General features: G+C 59.2%; 17 protein-coding genes. 13 read left to right on the top strand and 4 right to left on the bottom strand.

Annotation, left to right across the window (positions count from 1 at the left end):
- The first annotated feature begins 377 nt into the window (after nt 1-377).
- From MCUTH_RS04165 to MCUTH_RS04150, 5 genes are all read left to right on the top strand, one after another.
- Nucleotides 378-1,640 (top strand): COG1361 S-layer family protein, encoded by a 1,263-nt coding sequence (locus MCUTH_RS04165; protein WP_066955958.1) that lies wholly within the window; start codon nt 378-380, stop codon nt 1,638-1,640.
- A gap of 6 nt (nt 1,641-1,646) precedes the next feature.
- Nucleotides 1,647-2,849 carry an ABC transporter permease gene (locus MCUTH_RS04160; protein WP_066955955.1) on the top strand — a complete coding sequence of 401 codons (1,203 nt, stop codon included), beginning with the start codon at nt 1,647-1,649 and terminating at the stop codon, nt 2,847-2,849.
- Nucleotides 2,850-2,853: 4 nt separating this feature from the next.
- A complete protein-coding gene (locus MCUTH_RS04155; RefSeq protein WP_066955952.1) occupies nt 2,854-3,534 on the top strand; it encodes an ABC transporter ATP-binding protein in 681 nt (226 codons plus the stop codon).
- Nucleotides 3,535-3,636: 102 nt separating this feature from the next.
- Entirely contained in the window at nt 3,637-3,813 is a 177-nt protein-coding gene (locus tag MCUTH_RS11305; protein WP_083524756.1) for a DUF1059 domain-containing protein, read from the top strand.
- A 90-nt stretch (nt 3,814-3,903) separates the two neighbouring features.
- Nucleotides 3,904-4,479 carry a class I SAM-dependent methyltransferase gene (locus MCUTH_RS04150; RefSeq protein ID WP_066955949.1) on the top strand — a complete coding sequence of 192 codons (576 nt, stop codon included), beginning with the start codon at nt 3,904-3,906 and terminating at the stop codon, nt 4,477-4,479.
- Between the two features lie 3 nt (nt 4,480-4,482).
- Here MCUTH_RS04150 and MCUTH_RS04145 read toward each other — a convergent pair whose 3' ends face one another.
- Nucleotides 4,483-5,076, bottom strand: a complete 594-nt coding sequence (locus MCUTH_RS04145) for a hypothetical protein (protein WP_150468672.1) — start codon at nt 5,074-5,076, stop codon at nt 4,483-4,485.
- Between the two features lie 224 nt (nt 5,077-5,300).
- On the opposite strand from MCUTH_RS04145, the gene MCUTH_RS04140 reads away from it, so the two are divergent.
- From MCUTH_RS04140 to MCUTH_RS04130, 3 genes are all read left to right on the top strand, one after another.
- Entirely contained in the window at nt 5,301-5,747 is a 447-nt protein-coding gene (locus tag MCUTH_RS04140; RefSeq protein ID WP_066955944.1) for a protease inhibitor I42 family protein, read from the top strand.
- A gap of 163 nt (nt 5,748-5,910) precedes the next feature.
- The gene (locus MCUTH_RS04135; RefSeq protein ID WP_066955942.1) at nt 5,911-6,471 is read left to right on the top strand and encodes a hypothetical protein; all 561 of its coding nucleotides are present in this window, start codon (nt 5,911-5,913) and stop codon (nt 6,469-6,471) included.
- Nucleotides 6,472-6,776: 305 nt separating this feature from the next.
- The gene (locus tag MCUTH_RS04130) at nt 6,777-7,673 is read left to right on the top strand and encodes a PD40 domain-containing protein (RefSeq protein ID WP_066955940.1); all 897 of its coding nucleotides are present in this window, start codon (nt 6,777-6,779) and stop codon (nt 7,671-7,673) included.
- An 87-nt stretch (nt 7,674-7,760) separates the two neighbouring features.
- Here the strand turns inward: MCUTH_RS04130 and MCUTH_RS04125 are convergent, their stop codons facing one another.
- From MCUTH_RS04125 to MCUTH_RS04115, 3 genes are read right to left on the bottom strand one after another with little or no spacing between them, the layout of a single operon-like run.
- Nucleotides 7,761-9,953 carry an elongation factor EF-2 gene (locus tag MCUTH_RS04125; protein ID WP_066955938.1) on the bottom strand — a complete coding sequence of 731 codons (2,193 nt, stop codon included), beginning with the start codon at nt 9,951-9,953 and terminating at the stop codon, nt 7,761-7,763.
- 24 nt (nt 9,954-9,977) lie between these two features.
- Nucleotides 9,978-10,565 (bottom strand): 30S ribosomal protein S7, encoded by a 588-nt coding sequence (locus MCUTH_RS04120; protein WP_066955936.1) that lies wholly within the window; start codon nt 10,563-10,565, stop codon nt 9,978-9,980.
- A 5-nt stretch (nt 10,566-10,570) separates the two neighbouring features.
- Complete coding sequence (locus tag MCUTH_RS04115; protein ID WP_066955933.1) at nt 10,571-10,999, bottom strand: 30S ribosomal protein S12; 429 nt, start codon at nt 10,997-10,999, stop codon at nt 10,571-10,573.
- A gap of 173 nt (nt 11,000-11,172) precedes the next feature.
- On the opposite strand from MCUTH_RS04115, the gene MCUTH_RS04110 reads away from it, so the two are divergent.
- From MCUTH_RS04110 to prf1, 5 genes are all read left to right on the top strand, one after another.
- A complete protein-coding gene (locus tag MCUTH_RS04110) occupies nt 11,173-11,586 on the top strand; it encodes a 6-pyruvoyl trahydropterin synthase family protein (RefSeq protein ID WP_066956915.1) in 414 nt (137 codons plus the stop codon).
- A complete protein-coding gene (locus MCUTH_RS04105) occupies nt 11,573-12,181 on the top strand; it encodes a 7-carboxy-7-deazaguanine synthase QueE (protein WP_066955931.1) in 609 nt (202 codons plus the stop codon). Before MCUTH_RS04110 ends, MCUTH_RS04105 begins: the two co-directional genes overlap by 14 nt.
- The gene (gene queC / locus MCUTH_RS04100) at nt 12,178-12,846 is read left to right on the top strand and encodes a 7-cyano-7-deazaguanine synthase QueC (protein WP_066955929.1); all 669 of its coding nucleotides are present in this window, start codon (nt 12,178-12,180) and stop codon (nt 12,844-12,846) included. Before MCUTH_RS04105 ends, queC begins: the two co-directional genes overlap by 4 nt.
- Entirely contained in the window at nt 12,846-13,343 is a 498-nt protein-coding gene (locus MCUTH_RS04095; RefSeq protein WP_318010067.1) for an NUDIX hydrolase, read from the top strand. The genes queC and MCUTH_RS04095 overlap by 1 nt, the downstream gene beginning before the upstream one ends.
- 107 nt (nt 13,344-13,450) lie before the next feature.
- The gene (gene prf1 / locus MCUTH_RS04090; RefSeq protein ID WP_066955923.1) at nt 13,451-14,722 is read left to right on the top strand and encodes a peptide chain release factor aRF-1; all 1,272 of its coding nucleotides are present in this window, start codon (nt 13,451-13,453) and stop codon (nt 14,720-14,722) included.

The raw sequence follows: 14,722 nt of genomic DNA, 5'->3' as shown, positions 1-14,722 counted from the left end.
TCCGAAAGACCACCCACCCCCCATCTCCGATGAAACGAAGGTGCATCCGCACAGTCTCCATGCAAAAAAACTGAAATGAAGTACGAGAACGGAGGGCCAGCACGATGTTCGGGATACGCCCGGAAGTTGACGTATGGCGAGGTGTAGAGCGTTGCAGTTGTATCAATGGAGGTATAGTGCGACAACTCATCTGGTTAATCAGTCCCGCACTGACCCATCCGCACCCCGACCATAATATAATTCATACAAAATAAAATATTTTCGGAGATCCAGGTCAGATTGCACCGTCTAGATCAGGCAGTGTGAGACAGACACAACGCATATATACAAACATCAGAAATTTCGGGCTCCAGAGAACCATATTCTGGAGGAGAGAGATGGTCCTGGAGGCCAAGGCAAACCCCCGGGGAGGCACGGGGAGGCAAGCGATCGGCTGCGTCGCGATCGTACTCATACTTATCCTGGTGCTCATCCCGGCATCGGCAACCGCACAGGCACCGTCGGTGATCGTCTCCAACTACACCGTTACCCCTCCCGTCCTGATGCCCGGAGACGAAGGAACGATCACGGTGGTCCTCACAAGTACTGCTCCGGCAGCATCCGGATCGCCGCTTGAGATCCGACTGGACATGAATACATCAACAGAGACCGCACAGAACGCCTACATCGAGAGCGTGCTCGTAAACGGCGAAGGCGTCGAGGTCCTGACAGGGAGTTTCCAGGATATCGGCGAGATCGGTCCCGGCCAGTCCATCCCGCTCACCTTCCAGATACGCGCTCCGGGAAAAGAAGGGATCTACTTCCCGGAGATCTGGGTCAGCGTGCGGGATGCGGCCGATGTGCGCTACCCCATACCGGTGAATGTCAACTCGGCCTACGCCCTTGCCAAGAAACCGGCGCTCCGGGTGGAGAGGACCGTCCCGACAACCGTCGACCCGGGATCTCCCTTCAACGTCACGCTCACGCTCATTAACGACGGCCAGGCGAGTGCAAACGACATCACCGTTGCCATCAACACAACCTCTAACGCGATCACCCCACGGACCTCGGAGAACTACTACATCCCGGAACTCGGGGCCGGAGAGGAGACGGTGCTGAATCTCTCGTTTGAGACCGATACAAATGCGCCCCTCGGACTCACCCCGGTTCTCGTCATCACCGATTACCGGAGCGCCGATCTCGCGGCGTTTCGGCAGGTGGCGACGATCGGTGTCCCCATCGTCGGCCGCGCCGAGATGGGGGTCGCCTCCATCAGGACCGATCCGGCCCGGGTCACCGCCGGAGACCCGGTGGACCTGACGATCCGGATAGAGAACACCGGGACGGCGGACGCCGAGTCGGTCCGGGCAACCATCGACGGTCTGCCACTCCCGGGGAGCAGGGAGGCCTTTCTTGGGACAATAGAGCCGGGGAACGACGGGCCTGCGGTATTCACCCTGCAGGCCGATCAGGAGGGAGAGTATCCCTATACCCTCACCATTCAGTATACCGATGATTACGGAGTGCACACCACCCGGCAGGACCTGAACCTGACCGTCGCGGCATCAAATACGATACCCACGATCGCCATCGCAGCAGCGGTTCTCATCATCGCCGTTGTGATCGCGGTCCTCTGGTACCGGAGACGGCAGGAGGGGTGACATTTCGTGTTTGAGGGCCTCAAGGTCTCTGCATTCCTCGCGTGGAAGGCCATCCAGCGCGGGAGCAAGGGGACGTTAATCCTCACCATCATGATCATCGCCCTCATCTTCGTGAACCTGGTCTTCCTCCCCTCCATCATCTCGGGGGTCGTCAAGACCTTCGATACACAGTCGATCGAGTTCGATCTGGGAAACCTGGTCATCGAGCCCCGGGAGGGCAGCCAGTACATCAACGATGCAACCGAACTACAGAAGAAGGTCGAGCGTATCCCGGGGGTTACCGGCACATCGCCCCGAATAGCCGCCGGGGTGACCTACTTCTACCGGGGCCGGAACGCCGCAAGCACGCTCTATGGCATAACCCCGGAGGATGAGCGGTCGGTGACCAGGATCGCCGAGTATATGATCGAAGGAGAGTTTCTCTCGGACGGGGATACCGGCGCAATCGTCATAGGCGCAACCCTCGCGGGGAGAGAGGGAGAAGAAGGGGGCGGTCTACCCACGCTCGAGGGGGTCACGGTCGGCGACTCGGTGGAGGTGGCCTACCCGAACGGGGAAACAAGAATCTACCGGGTGAAAGGGATCTTCGAGACACAGTCGTTCGGCGTCGACACGGCAGCCTTCGTTACCAGCCAGGAGATGAGCGATGTGCTCGGGCTACAGGATCAGGCATCCATGATCCTGGTCAAGACCGAGGAGAACGGCAGGGAGGATGAGTACAAGACCGAAATCCTCTCCTATGGCATCCAGGAGAACGTCTGGACGTTCAGGGAGAAGGCCGGGGGGTTCGTCGACCAGGCGATCCAGAGTTTCAACATCATCAACACCATCTCGACACTCGTCAGCCTGATCATCGCCATCGTGGTGATCTTCATCGTGATCTTCATCAACACCGTGAACAGGCGGCGACAGATCGGGATTCTCAAGGCGATCGGGATCGACCAGCAGATCATCATCAACTCATACGTCCTCCAGGTGCTCTTCATCACCGGCGTCGGAGCGCTCGTGGGGATTGCGCTCAACGCCGGCGTGACGACCTACCTGACTGCCTATCCGCTCGTCTTCCCCGGCGGCCCGGTCTATCCGGATGTGGAAGTGTCATCAATCCTCCAGAGCATCGCAAGCCTCTTTGCGGTCTCGATAGTGGCAGGGTACATCCCCGCCTGGCAGATCGCCCGGGAGGAGATCCTCTCCGCAATCAGGGGGTGAAGACGTGATCGTTGCAGAAGATCTCACGAAGGTCTACACCATGGGAAGGGTGGAGGTCCGCGCTCTTGGCGGCGTCTCGCTTGAGGTCGCAAAGGGCGAGTTTGTCGGGATTATGGGGGCGAGCGGAAGCGGCAAATCAACGCTCCTCCATATCCTCGGGCTCCTCGACCGGCCCACAACCGGCGCGGTCACGATCGACGGGACCGATGTTCTCTCCCTCTCCGACCACCGTCGGACTCTCTTTCGGCTGAACCGGCTTGGCTACGTCTTCCAGGACTACGCTCTCATCGGGGAGCTCACGGCGCTCGAGAATGTCTACCTGACGTCGCTTGTCCGGGGGGATCCAAAGGAGGAGTACCTCAAAAAGAGCACCGAGATCCTGGAGCGGGTCGGGCTTGGAGACCGAATCCACCACCGGCAGAGCGAACTCTCGGGCGGAGAGCAGCAGCGGGTGGCGATCGCCCGGGCTCTCGTGAACAGTCCGAGCATCCTGCTCGCCGACGAACCCTGCGCGAACCTGGACAGCCAGACATCAAAGAGCATCCTCGACCTCTTCGCCCGGCTAAACGAGGACCTGGACCAGACGATCGTGATGGTCTCGCACGAAGACTGGCACAAGGAGTACTTCTGCCGGGTGGTCACCCTGCGGGACGGGTTGATCGAGAGTGTGACGGAGTGCAGATAATCCGCGCAGGTTCTCAACCGGGCCTCGCCGGACCCTGTGTGTGAAAAAGCAGCGGCAATATTTTTATATTGAACCTGTTATACACCCCGCCGGGTGAGACGTATGCAGGAGCAAAAGACATTCAGGTGCAAGGACCTCGGTCTTGCGTGCGAGTTTGAGGAGAAGGCAGAGGACGAGAACGAGCTGATGAAGCGCATCGAGGGGCACATCCAGACCGCTCACCAGATGAACCCGGAACAGCCCGAAGTGCAGGAGAAAGTCCGCAAAGCGATGAAATGAGGGGGTTCCACCCCCACTGGCCTTTTTTTAGCAGGAAGAAAAACAGGTTCTCCTCCAGGAAACGCCGTCGCGGTCTATAGGGTGCATCGTATGCGTTGTGGAAGGCATACACCGGAGGACGAGGCCGCCCGCAGACGATGGCAGCACCCCGAGTCTATCCTTGCGGGGTTCGGGCTTGCACCCGGTAAGACGTTCATCGACGTCGGGTGCGGGGACGGATTCTTTGCCCTCCCGGCGGCGCGGATGGTCGGGCCGCACGGCCGGGTCTGCGGGATCGATATCGACGCCGAGGCGCTCGATATCCTGCAGGAGAAGGCTCTCCGCGAAGGGCTCGATAACGTCGTCCTCCATGAGGGGACTGCCGAGGAGACCGTCCTCTGCGACGGGTGCGCCGACTTCGTCTTCTTCGGGATCGCGCTCCACGACTTCGTTGACCCGGTCAGGGTGCTTCTAAACGCGAAGAAGATGGCAGCCCCCGGCGGCCTGATCGTTGATCTGGACTGGAAGAAGGAGCCGCTCCCTCTCGGTCCGCCGACGGAAAAGAAGTTCGACACGGAGTATGTGGTGTCGCTGATGGCAAAGGCAGGGATCCGGGTCACGGCGATCGCGGATTCGGGACCTTACCACTACATCGTCACCGCCGTGCCGGACAAAAAGAAGGGTTAGGGGTTACTTCAGGTTTGCAAGGCCGCCGTAGTTGACGGCGTTCACGAACGCATCGAGATCCTGCTTGGAGCCGCCTTCGACGCTGACGTAGACCATGAACCGGTCGTTCACGCCGACCCAGGTTCCGTAGGAGTCGGGTTTGCTGAAGGACTCCCAGGATGGATGGCCGGAGACCGTGCCCCGCCTGTAGTAGCCTTCGGTCGTCTCGATCGAGAAAAGCGAGTTCCAGATCTCCCAGTAACCCACGTCGTAGTAGGCTGAGTCCTGAATTACGACAGTCGCCCGGGCATCGTCCTTGCTGTAGTCACGGGACACCCAGGTCCACTGGGCGTCCTCTATTGTCGTCGATGCCCCAACTGGATCTTCTGCGGTCCATCCTGCCGGCGCATCCGGGAGGAACGGGATCAACGCCGTAAACGGAACTGCGGTCACGCTTCCCTTTGCAGCCCCGGAGACGCCGGTCGCGCCGGCGGTGGCCGTCGGAGTGGTTCCGGAGGATGTTTCGTCGGTCGTATCCGACGTACCCGTACAGCCCGTCGTCATGAGGCAGAGCGCGAGCAGCGCAAAGAGTCCCAGAATCACTGCTGAAGATATCATTCTCATAATGGTGCCCTCTGGACGACCAGAATGCCCAATGAATATTTATAGATTCCATTTTGGTTTGACAGCCGATCTGATCAGTCGAAAATCGATTTAGGCATGCATGAATCCTCAGCTAGATGACAGATTCTGGAATGATCAAATCCCCATACGCCCGGAGAACGAATATCATTTCCAGGGGTTTAAGAAAAGTATTTACCTATTCCAGGATACCTTTTCGCATGGTTCAGAAAAAGAACATCGTTGGTATCCTCCTAGCAGGATTCCTGGTATTTTGCATGCTCGGCGCCGGTTGCACGTCGCAGCCGGCAGAGCCGGCGACCCCGACCCCCACCCCAACCCCAACCCCGGTGGAGGGTTACTTCTTCAACGAGACGAACAACAACGAGACCGTCACGCTCCCGGCCGGAAGCGCGATCACGATCAGCCTCGTCGAGAACCCGTCGACGGGGTACGAGTGGAACGTCACCTCGTCCGCCGGACTCCAGCTCGTGAATGAGACGCACGATGCACCCCAGACCGAACTCTTGGGTGCTCCCGGAGTTCATATCTGGGAGTACACCGCGGCCGAGCCCGGTGCTGCCGAGTTCTCCGCGATCTACATGCGGCCCTGGGAGAACGTGACCGGAAACGAGACCACATTCTCGATGGCTTTCACCATCGAGTAACCAGATTCCTTTTTTAAAAGAAGCAGGCAAAAGGCCCCCGCTTCAGTGGGGTCCGGCACCCGGTGCGGGATGCACTCACCCTGCATCAATGATCCGATCTTTATCCAAAACGCCCCGGCGGCGTTTCAATACGCATATATATCGCGAAAACAAGGGTGGAACTATGACAGATGTGAGAATTAAAGCCTCGTGCACTCTTGTTCTTCTCGGGGTCCTTGCTCTGGCTCTCATCGTCCCGGCAGCCGCACAGGGAACCACCCCGCGGGTGGTACAACCAGGTGAGACCATCGAGGTTGGGAGCGAACCCCTTGTCCTCGACCTCGTCAATCTCCGGAACGCAGATACGCTCAACCCGATCACGGAACTCCGCCACTACCGCGAAGATAATCCCACGAAGCAGATCATCCGGACCATCGGCGTGCCGAAAGACGGTTACTTTACGATCAATGCGCACACACTCAACGGCAAATACGGGCGATACTTCGCGTTCAGCAAACAGGACGGCCTGATCCAGCATAGCAGCATAACGTTCGTCCCCGCTCCGACAGAAACCCCCACCGGACCGGTCGAGACCAGTACCACGGCGATGGAGACGCCAACCGGGACCGAGAGGGCGCAAGAGACGGCCACCGCGAACCCGACACAGGCACCACTCCCCGGAGTGATCGCGGTGATCGCGATCGGGATCCTGGGGCTGATCTTGGCGACCATACGACGAGAGTAGAGTCTTTGGGCCAGCAGAAGAACCTCACATTCTTTTGGATGGGACATATCATCCCAAAGGGCCATTCATTGAGACCCTCACGACCGCGGTCGGTATTATATACTACCGTGCATACTCCCCGGCCCGAGGAAGGAACACCCGTACGCCCTGCCCCCTCATGATCATCCATGTTCAACGGATTCGCTCTCTCGCGCTAGAGTTTGGTTACAGCAGAACTCTCCGGGATCCTTTCTCCAAACCACAGGATTTCAAGAAGGCACCTCCTGACGGAACGCCTTTTTGGAAACCACCTGGAGGGATAAACCATGAGTGGACGCAACCTCCGTGCACCCATACTCAGCTTGATCGTCCTTGCCCTCTTCGTCGGTGCCGCAACAGCGGCCGAGCATCAGATCACCAACGCCACGGTCGATCAGGTCTATGCAACGGTCCTCGATGATCGCATCCTCTGGTCCGACAACCGGACCGGGGACTACGACGTCTACCTCTACAACCTGACGGAAGCAAGCGAGCGTGTGCTCTCGCCGCCGGAGACCGACCAGTTCGCGACGGCGCTCCCTGCCGGCATGATGATGAGCGGCGACCGAATCGTCTGGGAGGACAACCGGAGCGGCAACCGGGACATCTATCTCTATGATCTTACCACCGGCGAGGAGACGAGAATCACGAACGGGTCCGGCCATGAGGTCAGTCCCGCCATTGCCGGGGACTGGATCGTCTGGCAGGACGACCGAAACGACAACTGGGACATCTACCTCTACGACATCGCCACGGGAGAGGAGACCCGGATCACCACAAACGAGAGCGCACAGATGAGCCCCGCCGTCACGGAGAGCATGATCGTCTGGAACGACTACCGGAACGGCAACTGGGATATCTACGCCTGGACGCCCGATGAGGCGGCGCCGTCCGCGCCGGGACCGGCCGAGCCTCCCGCTCCGCCCGCGCCGGGAGTGACTTCGGTGCCAGAGATACCATCTCCGACGAACGCAACGACGACCCTGCCGCCCGGCGAGACACCGACAGCCACCCAGACACCGGAAGAGGCAACACCTACGCCCGGATCAGACGACGGGACACCGAGGAGCGGTGGATTGACCCGGGTCACGCCAACGATTCCAGTAGTATCAAGACCCGGAGATATCAGCGATCCGTCGGTCTTCGTCATAACCCCGACGCCGTTCATTCCTCCCCTTCACTGATCAGCCCGTTTGGGTGGGTAAGGTAGCAGAGCGCACAGCGTCCGCTCGCCAGAACGGAGATCGAAAAATAGAGGGTATCGGGGGTGATTACTCCAGGTAGTCTTCCGGCCGGGGGATCTGTTCTTTCAGACCCTTGCGCCGGCGGATACCCTTGACCACTTCGTCGACCAGGCCACCAGGAACGAGTTCGAACCCGGCGAACTCCGTGCTCCACATCGCACGCCCTTCGGTAGCGGATCGGACATCCCCGGCAAACCCGAAGAGTTCGGCGACCGGGGCCTTGCCGATGATCGTCATCGTATCGCCGTCGCTCTGGATATCATAGACCTGGCCGCGCCGACCCTGGATCTGCGAGGTTGCCGCGCCCATCTGCTCGCTCGGGACCGTGATCTGGATCTTCTGGGTCGGCTCAAGGAGTGAGTCGCCGGCCATCAGCATGCCTGCCTTGACGGCACTCCGAACCGCCGGGATGACCTGAGCGGGACCACGGTGGATGGCGTCCTCGTGGAGTTTCACATCCACCAGCCGGACCTTCAGGTTCTGGACCTGTTCGTCGGCAAGCGGACCGCCGCGGAGCGCCTCACGCCAGCCCTCGAGGACCAGTTCCATCGTCTCGTTGAGGTACTGGATACCCTTCGTCATATCGATGAACATATTGGTCCCCTCGATCGCCTTGACGTTCTTGGCTTCTTCCTTGTCCATACCGGCTTCAGCGAGGATGTCACGCCGCTCGATTGCCTGCTGGTTCATCGAGACCTTACCCTCCTGAATCAGCTGCACGATAGCGGGGTCCATCGGTTCGAGCTCGATATAGAACCGGTTGTGGCGGTTCGGCGATTTGCCTTCAACCGGGCCGGCCCTGCCCGTGACCGTCTCGCGGTAGACGACAATCGGCGGGGAGGTGATGATATCGACACCCTTGTCACGCTTGATGCGCCCGGTGATGATCTCAAGGTGGAGTTCGCCCATGCCGCTGATCAGGTGCTCGCCGGTCTCCTCGTTGATCGAGACCTGCACAGTCGGGTCTTCCTTCGCCACCTGACGGAGGACCTCGACGAGTTTCGGGAGGTCCTTCATGTTCTTTGCCTCTACAGCGACGGTCATGACCGGCTCGGAGTAGTGCTTCAGCGACTCGAAGGGGGTCATCTCAAGGAGCGTCGTGACGGTCGAACCGACGATGGCATCCTTGAGGCCCGTCACGGCGGCGATGTTGCCGGCCGGGAGCGCATCCACCTCGATCCGCTCGGCACCCATGAAGATACCGACCTGGGCGATGCGGTTTACACGCTTTGCCGCACCCATGATGTAACACTCGGTGCCGCGGCGCAGCGTCCCCGAGAAGAGACGGCCTGTGGCGACCTCGCCAGCGTGCGGGTCAAACGAGATATCGGTGACCATCAGGCAGACCGGCCCGTTCGGGTCGCAGTTGATCATGGCCTTACCTTCGGAGGAGTTGTAGTCGCCGTGCCAGATGATGTGGATACGCCGGTCCTGGGCCTCGATGGGGTTCGGGAGATGCTTGACCACCATATCGAGGAGGACAGCGTGCAGCGGGCTGTTCTTTGCCAGCCACTTCATTTCGCCGGCGTTACATTTCTGGTAGACTTCCTTGAACGAGACACCGCTCTTCTTCATGAAGGGAACGGAGACGGCCCAGTTGTAGAGCGCGGAGCCGAAGGCAACGGTGCCCTTTGCGGCATCGAGTTTCCAGCCCTCGTTGTACATCTTCTCGTTCATGCCCTTGATCAACTTGTTGACCTTGTCGATCACCTTCCCGAGGCGGATCTGCATCTCCTGCTCGTCCACCTTCAGTTCGTTGATCAGCCGGTCGACTTTGTTGATGAAGAGGACCGGGCGGACACCCTCCTTGAGAGCCTGCCGGAGCACCGTCTCCGTCTGAGGCATGGTGCCCTCGACCGCGTCCACCACGACGACGGCCCCGTCGACCGCACGCATGGCACGGGTCACGTCACCGCCGAAGTCCACGTGGCCGGGGGTATCGATCATGTTGATCAGGTACTCCTTGCCATCGTACTCGTGGACCATCGAGACGTTGCTTGCATCGATGGTGATACCGCGCACCTGCTCCTCCTCGTCGGAATCCATGAAGAGCTGCTTACCCGCAAGCTCCTCGCTGATCATGCCTGCTCCTGCAAGCAGGTTGTCTGAGAGTGTAGTCTTTCCGTGATCAATGTGGGCAACGATACCGATGTTCCGGATCCGCTCCGGCTTGTCCATCAGCTCCGTTACCCGCTCAACCATCTTCTTTCGTCGGGTCATGCTTCACCAAAAAATAATAGGGTATCAACGGGCAGCCTTTGCAATACGCTCTCTCTCTTCTCTCTTTGAGACGGCGTATGAGCGGGTATCGCCGTTTGCGGCTGCAATCAGTTCTTCAGCGAGCGCCTCGCTCACGCTCTTCTTCTTCTTGTGGCTCGCCTGCAGGACACCGTCGGTGATGAACCGCAGGGCGACGTCGACACGCCGCTGGGGGGCGGTATCGACCGATTTCGGGACGTTGATGCCGCCGTACTTCAGCCGGACGGTCTCCTCACGGGGGCCTGCGTTGGCGACTGCGTCCACCAGCACCTGAACCGGGTTCTTCTTGGTCTTCTTGTTGATGATCTCGAAGGCCTCCCGGACGATGCGGATGGCGAGTTCCTTCTTGCCGGTGTTGTGCTCGGTCTGCATCAGTTTGTTGATCAGGCGCTCGACGATCAGCATGTTGCTCTTGTTGAACTGCTGGCCGGCGAGCTTGCCGCAGGAGTGCGGTACGATCATCGTATGCAGGTTCACGTAACGAGCAAGGCTTGGATCCTGGATCACCACCTCGCTCATGTCCCACCGGTTAAAGAGGAGCTGCGGCTGAGTCACTGCTTCTGCTTCTTCCATACAATTTACCTCCGCGGCTTCTCCTTGCGTCCGATGACCATCTCGTGTAAGCTGACGTTGTTGACCTTGGTCACGACGTACCGGACGCCGGGGATATCACCCATCGACCGACCCAGTCTGCCGCCGATACCCTCGATCACGACCTCGTCGTGCTCGTCGATGAAGTTGATAGCACCGTCGCCGACGGCAAATGCGCTCACCTGACGACCATTCTTGATCAACTGCACACGGACGCACTTCCGGATTGCAGAGTTCGGCTGCTTCGCCTCAACACCAATCTTCTCGAGTACGATCCCGCGCGCCTGCGGTGCCCCCTCAAGAGGGTCGGATTTTACATCGAGTCCGAGCTGGCGCCGGGCGTAGACTGGATCATGCCACCGGTCTTTCTTTGAGTCGCGCTTCAGCTTTCGGGCTGCAAATTTACCATTTCCCATCGAATACCCTCGTATAGGTTGAATTTGTGGATAGGAGTAACTCCTGGTGTGCTATAAAACAACGCGCGTTACGGATTTATATATTGTGGAAACCCGTCTGCACGCCGATCTTTCGCCCTAGTTATTTGATCCTGAGCTGATATATATTATATCCTGACAGGCAACCTTCAATGATGACAACCCGGATATACAAGGAGGTCTTTTTCGAGGCAACCCATCGCCTGATCCATTACCAGGGGAAGTGCTTCCGGTTGCACGGCCACCAGTGGCGGGTAGAGGTCTGGATCGAGGGAACACCAGACGAGCGCACCGGGATCGTCTTAGACTACAACACCATCAAGGAGGTCGTCGGCCGGTTCGATCACCAGGTGATCCTGAACGAGGCCGATCCGATGGCAGAATGCATCGAGAAGTTCCACCCGGTTATCACCACCTCCGGCGATCCAACGAGCGAACTCCTTGCCGGGCTGATAGCAGAGATGATCGATGCTATGGCTGCACAGCAGGGATCTGACGCCCGCGTGGCCAAGATCCGGGTCTGGGAGTCGGCATCCAGTTACGCAGAGCGCACCTATGTTCGTCAGTGAGATCTTTCGGAGCCTCCAGGGGGAGGGGAAAAACCAGGGGCGGCCCTGCACGTTTATCAGGCTTGCAGGGTGCAACCTCCGGTGTGCCTGGTGCGACACCTCCTATGCCCAGGAAGGGGGGCGCAATATGAGCGTCGGGGAGGTCCTCGACCGGGTCTGGCTGCAGAACGGGAAGCATATCTGTATCACCGGCGGGGAGCCGCTCCTGCAGCACGACGAGGTTCTCGAACTCTTAAAGAAACTCAGCCTTCATGGATATTCCGTCGAGATCGAGACAAACGGCACCCGCGACTTCCGCGAGATGCAACCCTATGCCTCCATCTGCATGGATGTGAAATGCCCCTCGTCCGGCGCAAGAAGCGATCTTCGGCTCCTCGCCCACATCACCCCCCGCGACTCCGTCAAGTTCGTGGTGGCCGACGAGGACGACCTCCTCTACGCCCGGGCAGTGATGAACCGGTGCGAGATTCGCGGCGAGGTCTTCATCTCCCCGGTGGAGGGGACCGACCGCCGCGCAATCGCAGAGCAGATTGTAAAAGAGAACCTCCCGGTGAGGTTCCAGGTCCAACTCCACAAGATCCTGGGGATAAAATGAAGAAAGCGGTATGCCTTCTCTCGGGCGGGATGGACTCATCCACCCTCGCCTACGTTGCAAAAGATATGGGCTACGATATCATCGCGCTCCACTTCACCTACGGCCAGCGGACAGAGGTAAAAGAACGCAAGTGCGCCAAAGAGATTGCTCGCCTGCTCGGTGCGGTGGAGTTCGTCGAGATCGGCCTTGAACACTTCAAGAAGATTGGGGCCTCGAGCCTGACCGACGAGAACATCCCGGTCGAGGAGTATGTCGGAGAAGAAGAGGGGATCCCAAACACTTACGTCCCGTTCCGGAACGCGAACCTCCTCGCCATCGCGACCAGTCTCGCGGAGGCCCGCCACGCGGAGGCGATCTTCATCGGCGTCCAGACCGGAGACTACCCCGGGTACCCCGACTGCCGGCCGGAGTTCATCGAGGCGTTCCAGCGGGCGATCGATCTTGGGACGGCAGCCAAACCGCGGATCAGACTGATGACGCCCTTCGTCCAGATGTCGAAAGTGGATATCATCGAGAAGGGGCTTCGCCTCGGCGTGCCCTACGAGCATACCTGGTCCTGCTACCAGGCCAACGACCGGGCATGCGGCATCTGCTCCTCCTGCCACTATCGGAGGGAGGCGTTTAGAGAGCTCGGACTCGAGGACCCGATCGAATACGAGGAGTAATGATGGAGATCTACAGGGGTAGCCGGCTCACGGTTGAGAAGAAAGAGGTAACCCTTCCAAGCGGAGAGAAGAAAGAGCGCGTGATCATCCACCCCGGCGGAGCGGTCGCAATCCTCCCGGTCGAGGGGGAGACCTGCTACCTGATCCGGCAGTATCGGTTCGCCATCGACGATTACATCTTCGAGGCACCGGCTGGAACCATCAACGAGGGTGAGGAGCCGCATGAGACCGCGTACCGGGAACTGATCGAGGAGACCGGGATGAAGGCGGAGAGATTCACCCCGAAAGGCTGGATTTATCCCTCTCCCGGCTACACCGACGAGCGGATCTGGCTCTACCTCGCAGAGGGGCTCTCACCCTGCAGTGACTACGAGAAAGACGATGATGAGGTGATCGAGGTCGTCCGCACCCCGATCGGAGATCTCCAGGAAATGATCACCGACGGCAGGATCGTCGATGCGAAGACGATCTGCCTCATCTGCCGGTGCCTGCAGTGAGGGGAGATGAAGAGAACCGGGGTGTGCACATATTTATGCTTTCTCCAGAGAAACACATAGTAGCTTCGAGATATGAACACTATTACTAAAATAGCTTGGTGAACTCCATGGAAGAGACGCAAGAGATGGATATGGCGCGAAAGCGCTATGAATTTAAAAAGACGCTTGAGAGACTTGCGGAGAAGGAAGGGAGCGGTACCGAGCTGATCACACTCTATATACCCCCGGACAAGCAGATATCCGACGTGACCGCCCAGCTCCGTGACGAGTTCGGGCAGTGCTCAAACATCAAAAGCAAGCAGACCCGGACAAACGTTCAGAGTGCCATATCCTCCATCCTCTCCCGTCTCAAATACTACAAGCGCCCGCCGGAGAACGGCATAGCCGTCTTCTGCGGCACGATCAACATCGGAGGCGACCGCACCGACCTTCAGTGCGAGATCATCGAACCGCCCGAACCGCTCAATACGTACATGTACCGGTGCAGTTCCTCCTTCGAACTCGAACCCCTCCAGCAGATGCTCGGTGAGAAGGAGGTCTACGGCCTCATCGTCATCGACCGGCGCGAAGCCTACGTCGGCTTTCTTAGGGGCAACCGGATCGAGCCGGTCCGCGGCGTCACCTCGACGGTTCCGGGCAAGCAGCGGAAAGGCGGGCAGTCGAGCGTCCGTTTCCAGCGGCTGCGGCTGATCGCCATCAACGAGTTCTACAAGAAGGTCGGGGATCTCGCAACCGAGGTCTTCCTCGCCGAGAAGGACTTCTATGAGCGGTTCAAGGGCGTGCTGATCGGCGGCCCGACCCCGACCAAAGAGGAGTTCGAGGCGGGCGGCTACCTCCACCACGAACTTCAGAAGCGGATCATCGGGCTCTTCGACGTCTCGTATACGAACGAGTCCGGGCTTGCCGAACTTGTTGAGAACGCTTCGGACGCCTTAAAAGGCCTTGATATCATCAAGGAGAAGAACGTGATGAACCGGTTTCTCCAGGAACTGGTCAAGGACGACGGGGCTGCAGCCTACGGCGAGGAGAGCGTCAGGAAGAACCTGGAGCTCGGCGCCGTCGACACGCTCCTCCTCTCCGAGCGGCTCCGGCGAGCACGGGTGAAACTTGCCTGTCCGAACAGCGACTACACCGAGGAGCGGACGATCAGCCTCGAGCCCGGCAAGCACATCAAGGATCTCGACTTCGGCACCTGTCCAAACGACGGCGGGCAGCTCTATGTGGCGGAGGAGAGCGACATCATCGACGAGTTGACCGCGCTCGCCGACCAGAGCAGCACAGATGTCAAGATCATCTCCGATGATTTCGAAGAAGGTTCGATGCTCTATAATGCATTCGGCGGGATTGCTGCAATCCTGCGTTACAGGACCGGATACTGA

The organism is Methanoculleus thermophilus, from assembly GCF_001571405.1.
Classification (GTDB): domain Archaea; phylum Halobacteriota; class Methanomicrobia; order Methanomicrobiales; family Methanoculleaceae; genus Methanoculleus; species Methanoculleus thermophilus.
The sequence above is the reverse complement of the archived record's forward strand: the minus strand, read 5'-3'. Positions and strand labels throughout refer to the sequence as shown.

Coding starts and splice junctions, on each gene's coding strand:
- MCUTH_RS04165 (WP_066955958.1), top strand. CDS start 378: ATGGTCCTGGAGGCCAAGGCAAACCCCCGGGGAGGCACGGGGAGGCAA.
- MCUTH_RS11305 (WP_083524756.1), top strand. CDS start 3,637: ATGCAGGAGCAAAAGACATTCAGGTGCAAGGACCTCGGTCTTGCGTGC.
- MCUTH_RS04150 (WP_066955949.1), top strand. CDS start 3,904: ATGCGTTGTGGAAGGCATACACCGGAGGACGAGGCCGCCCGCAGACGA.
- MCUTH_RS04145 (WP_150468672.1), bottom strand. CDS start 5,076: ATGATATCTTCAGCAGTGATTCTGGGACTCTTTGCGCTGCTCGCGCTC.
- MCUTH_RS04140 (WP_066955944.1), top strand. CDS start 5,301: ATGGTTCAGAAAAAGAACATCGTTGGTATCCTCCTAGCAGGATTCCTG.
- MCUTH_RS04135 (WP_066955942.1), top strand. CDS start 5,911: ATGACAGATGTGAGAATTAAAGCCTCGTGCACTCTTGTTCTTCTCGGG.
- MCUTH_RS04130 (WP_066955940.1), top strand. CDS start 6,777: ATGAGTGGACGCAACCTCCGTGCACCCATACTCAGCTTGATCGTCCTT.
- MCUTH_RS04125 (WP_066955938.1), bottom strand. CDS start 9,953: ATGACCCGACGAAAGAAGATGGTTGAGCGGGTAACGGAGCTGATGGAC.
- MCUTH_RS04120 (WP_066955936.1), bottom strand. CDS start 10,565: ATGGAAGAAGCAGAAGCAGTGACTCAGCCGCAGCTCCTCTTTAACCGG.
- MCUTH_RS04115 (WP_066955933.1), bottom strand. CDS start 10,999: ATGGGAAATGGTAAATTTGCAGCCCGAAAGCTGAAGCGCGACTCAAAG.
- MCUTH_RS04110 (WP_066956915.1), top strand. CDS start 11,173: ATGACAACCCGGATATACAAGGAGGTCTTTTTCGAGGCAACCCATCGC.
- MCUTH_RS04105 (WP_066955931.1), top strand. CDS start 11,573: ATGTTCGTCAGTGAGATCTTTCGGAGCCTCCAGGGGGAGGGGAAAAAC.
- queC (WP_066955929.1), top strand. CDS start 12,178: ATGAAGAAAGCGGTATGCCTTCTCTCGGGCGGGATGGACTCATCCACC.
- MCUTH_RS04095 (WP_318010067.1), top strand. CDS start 12,846: ATGATGGAGATCTACAGGGGTAGCCGGCTCACGGTTGAGAAGAAAGAG.
- prf1 (WP_066955923.1), top strand. CDS start 13,451: ATGGAAGAGACGCAAGAGATGGATATGGCGCGAAAGCGCTATGAATTT.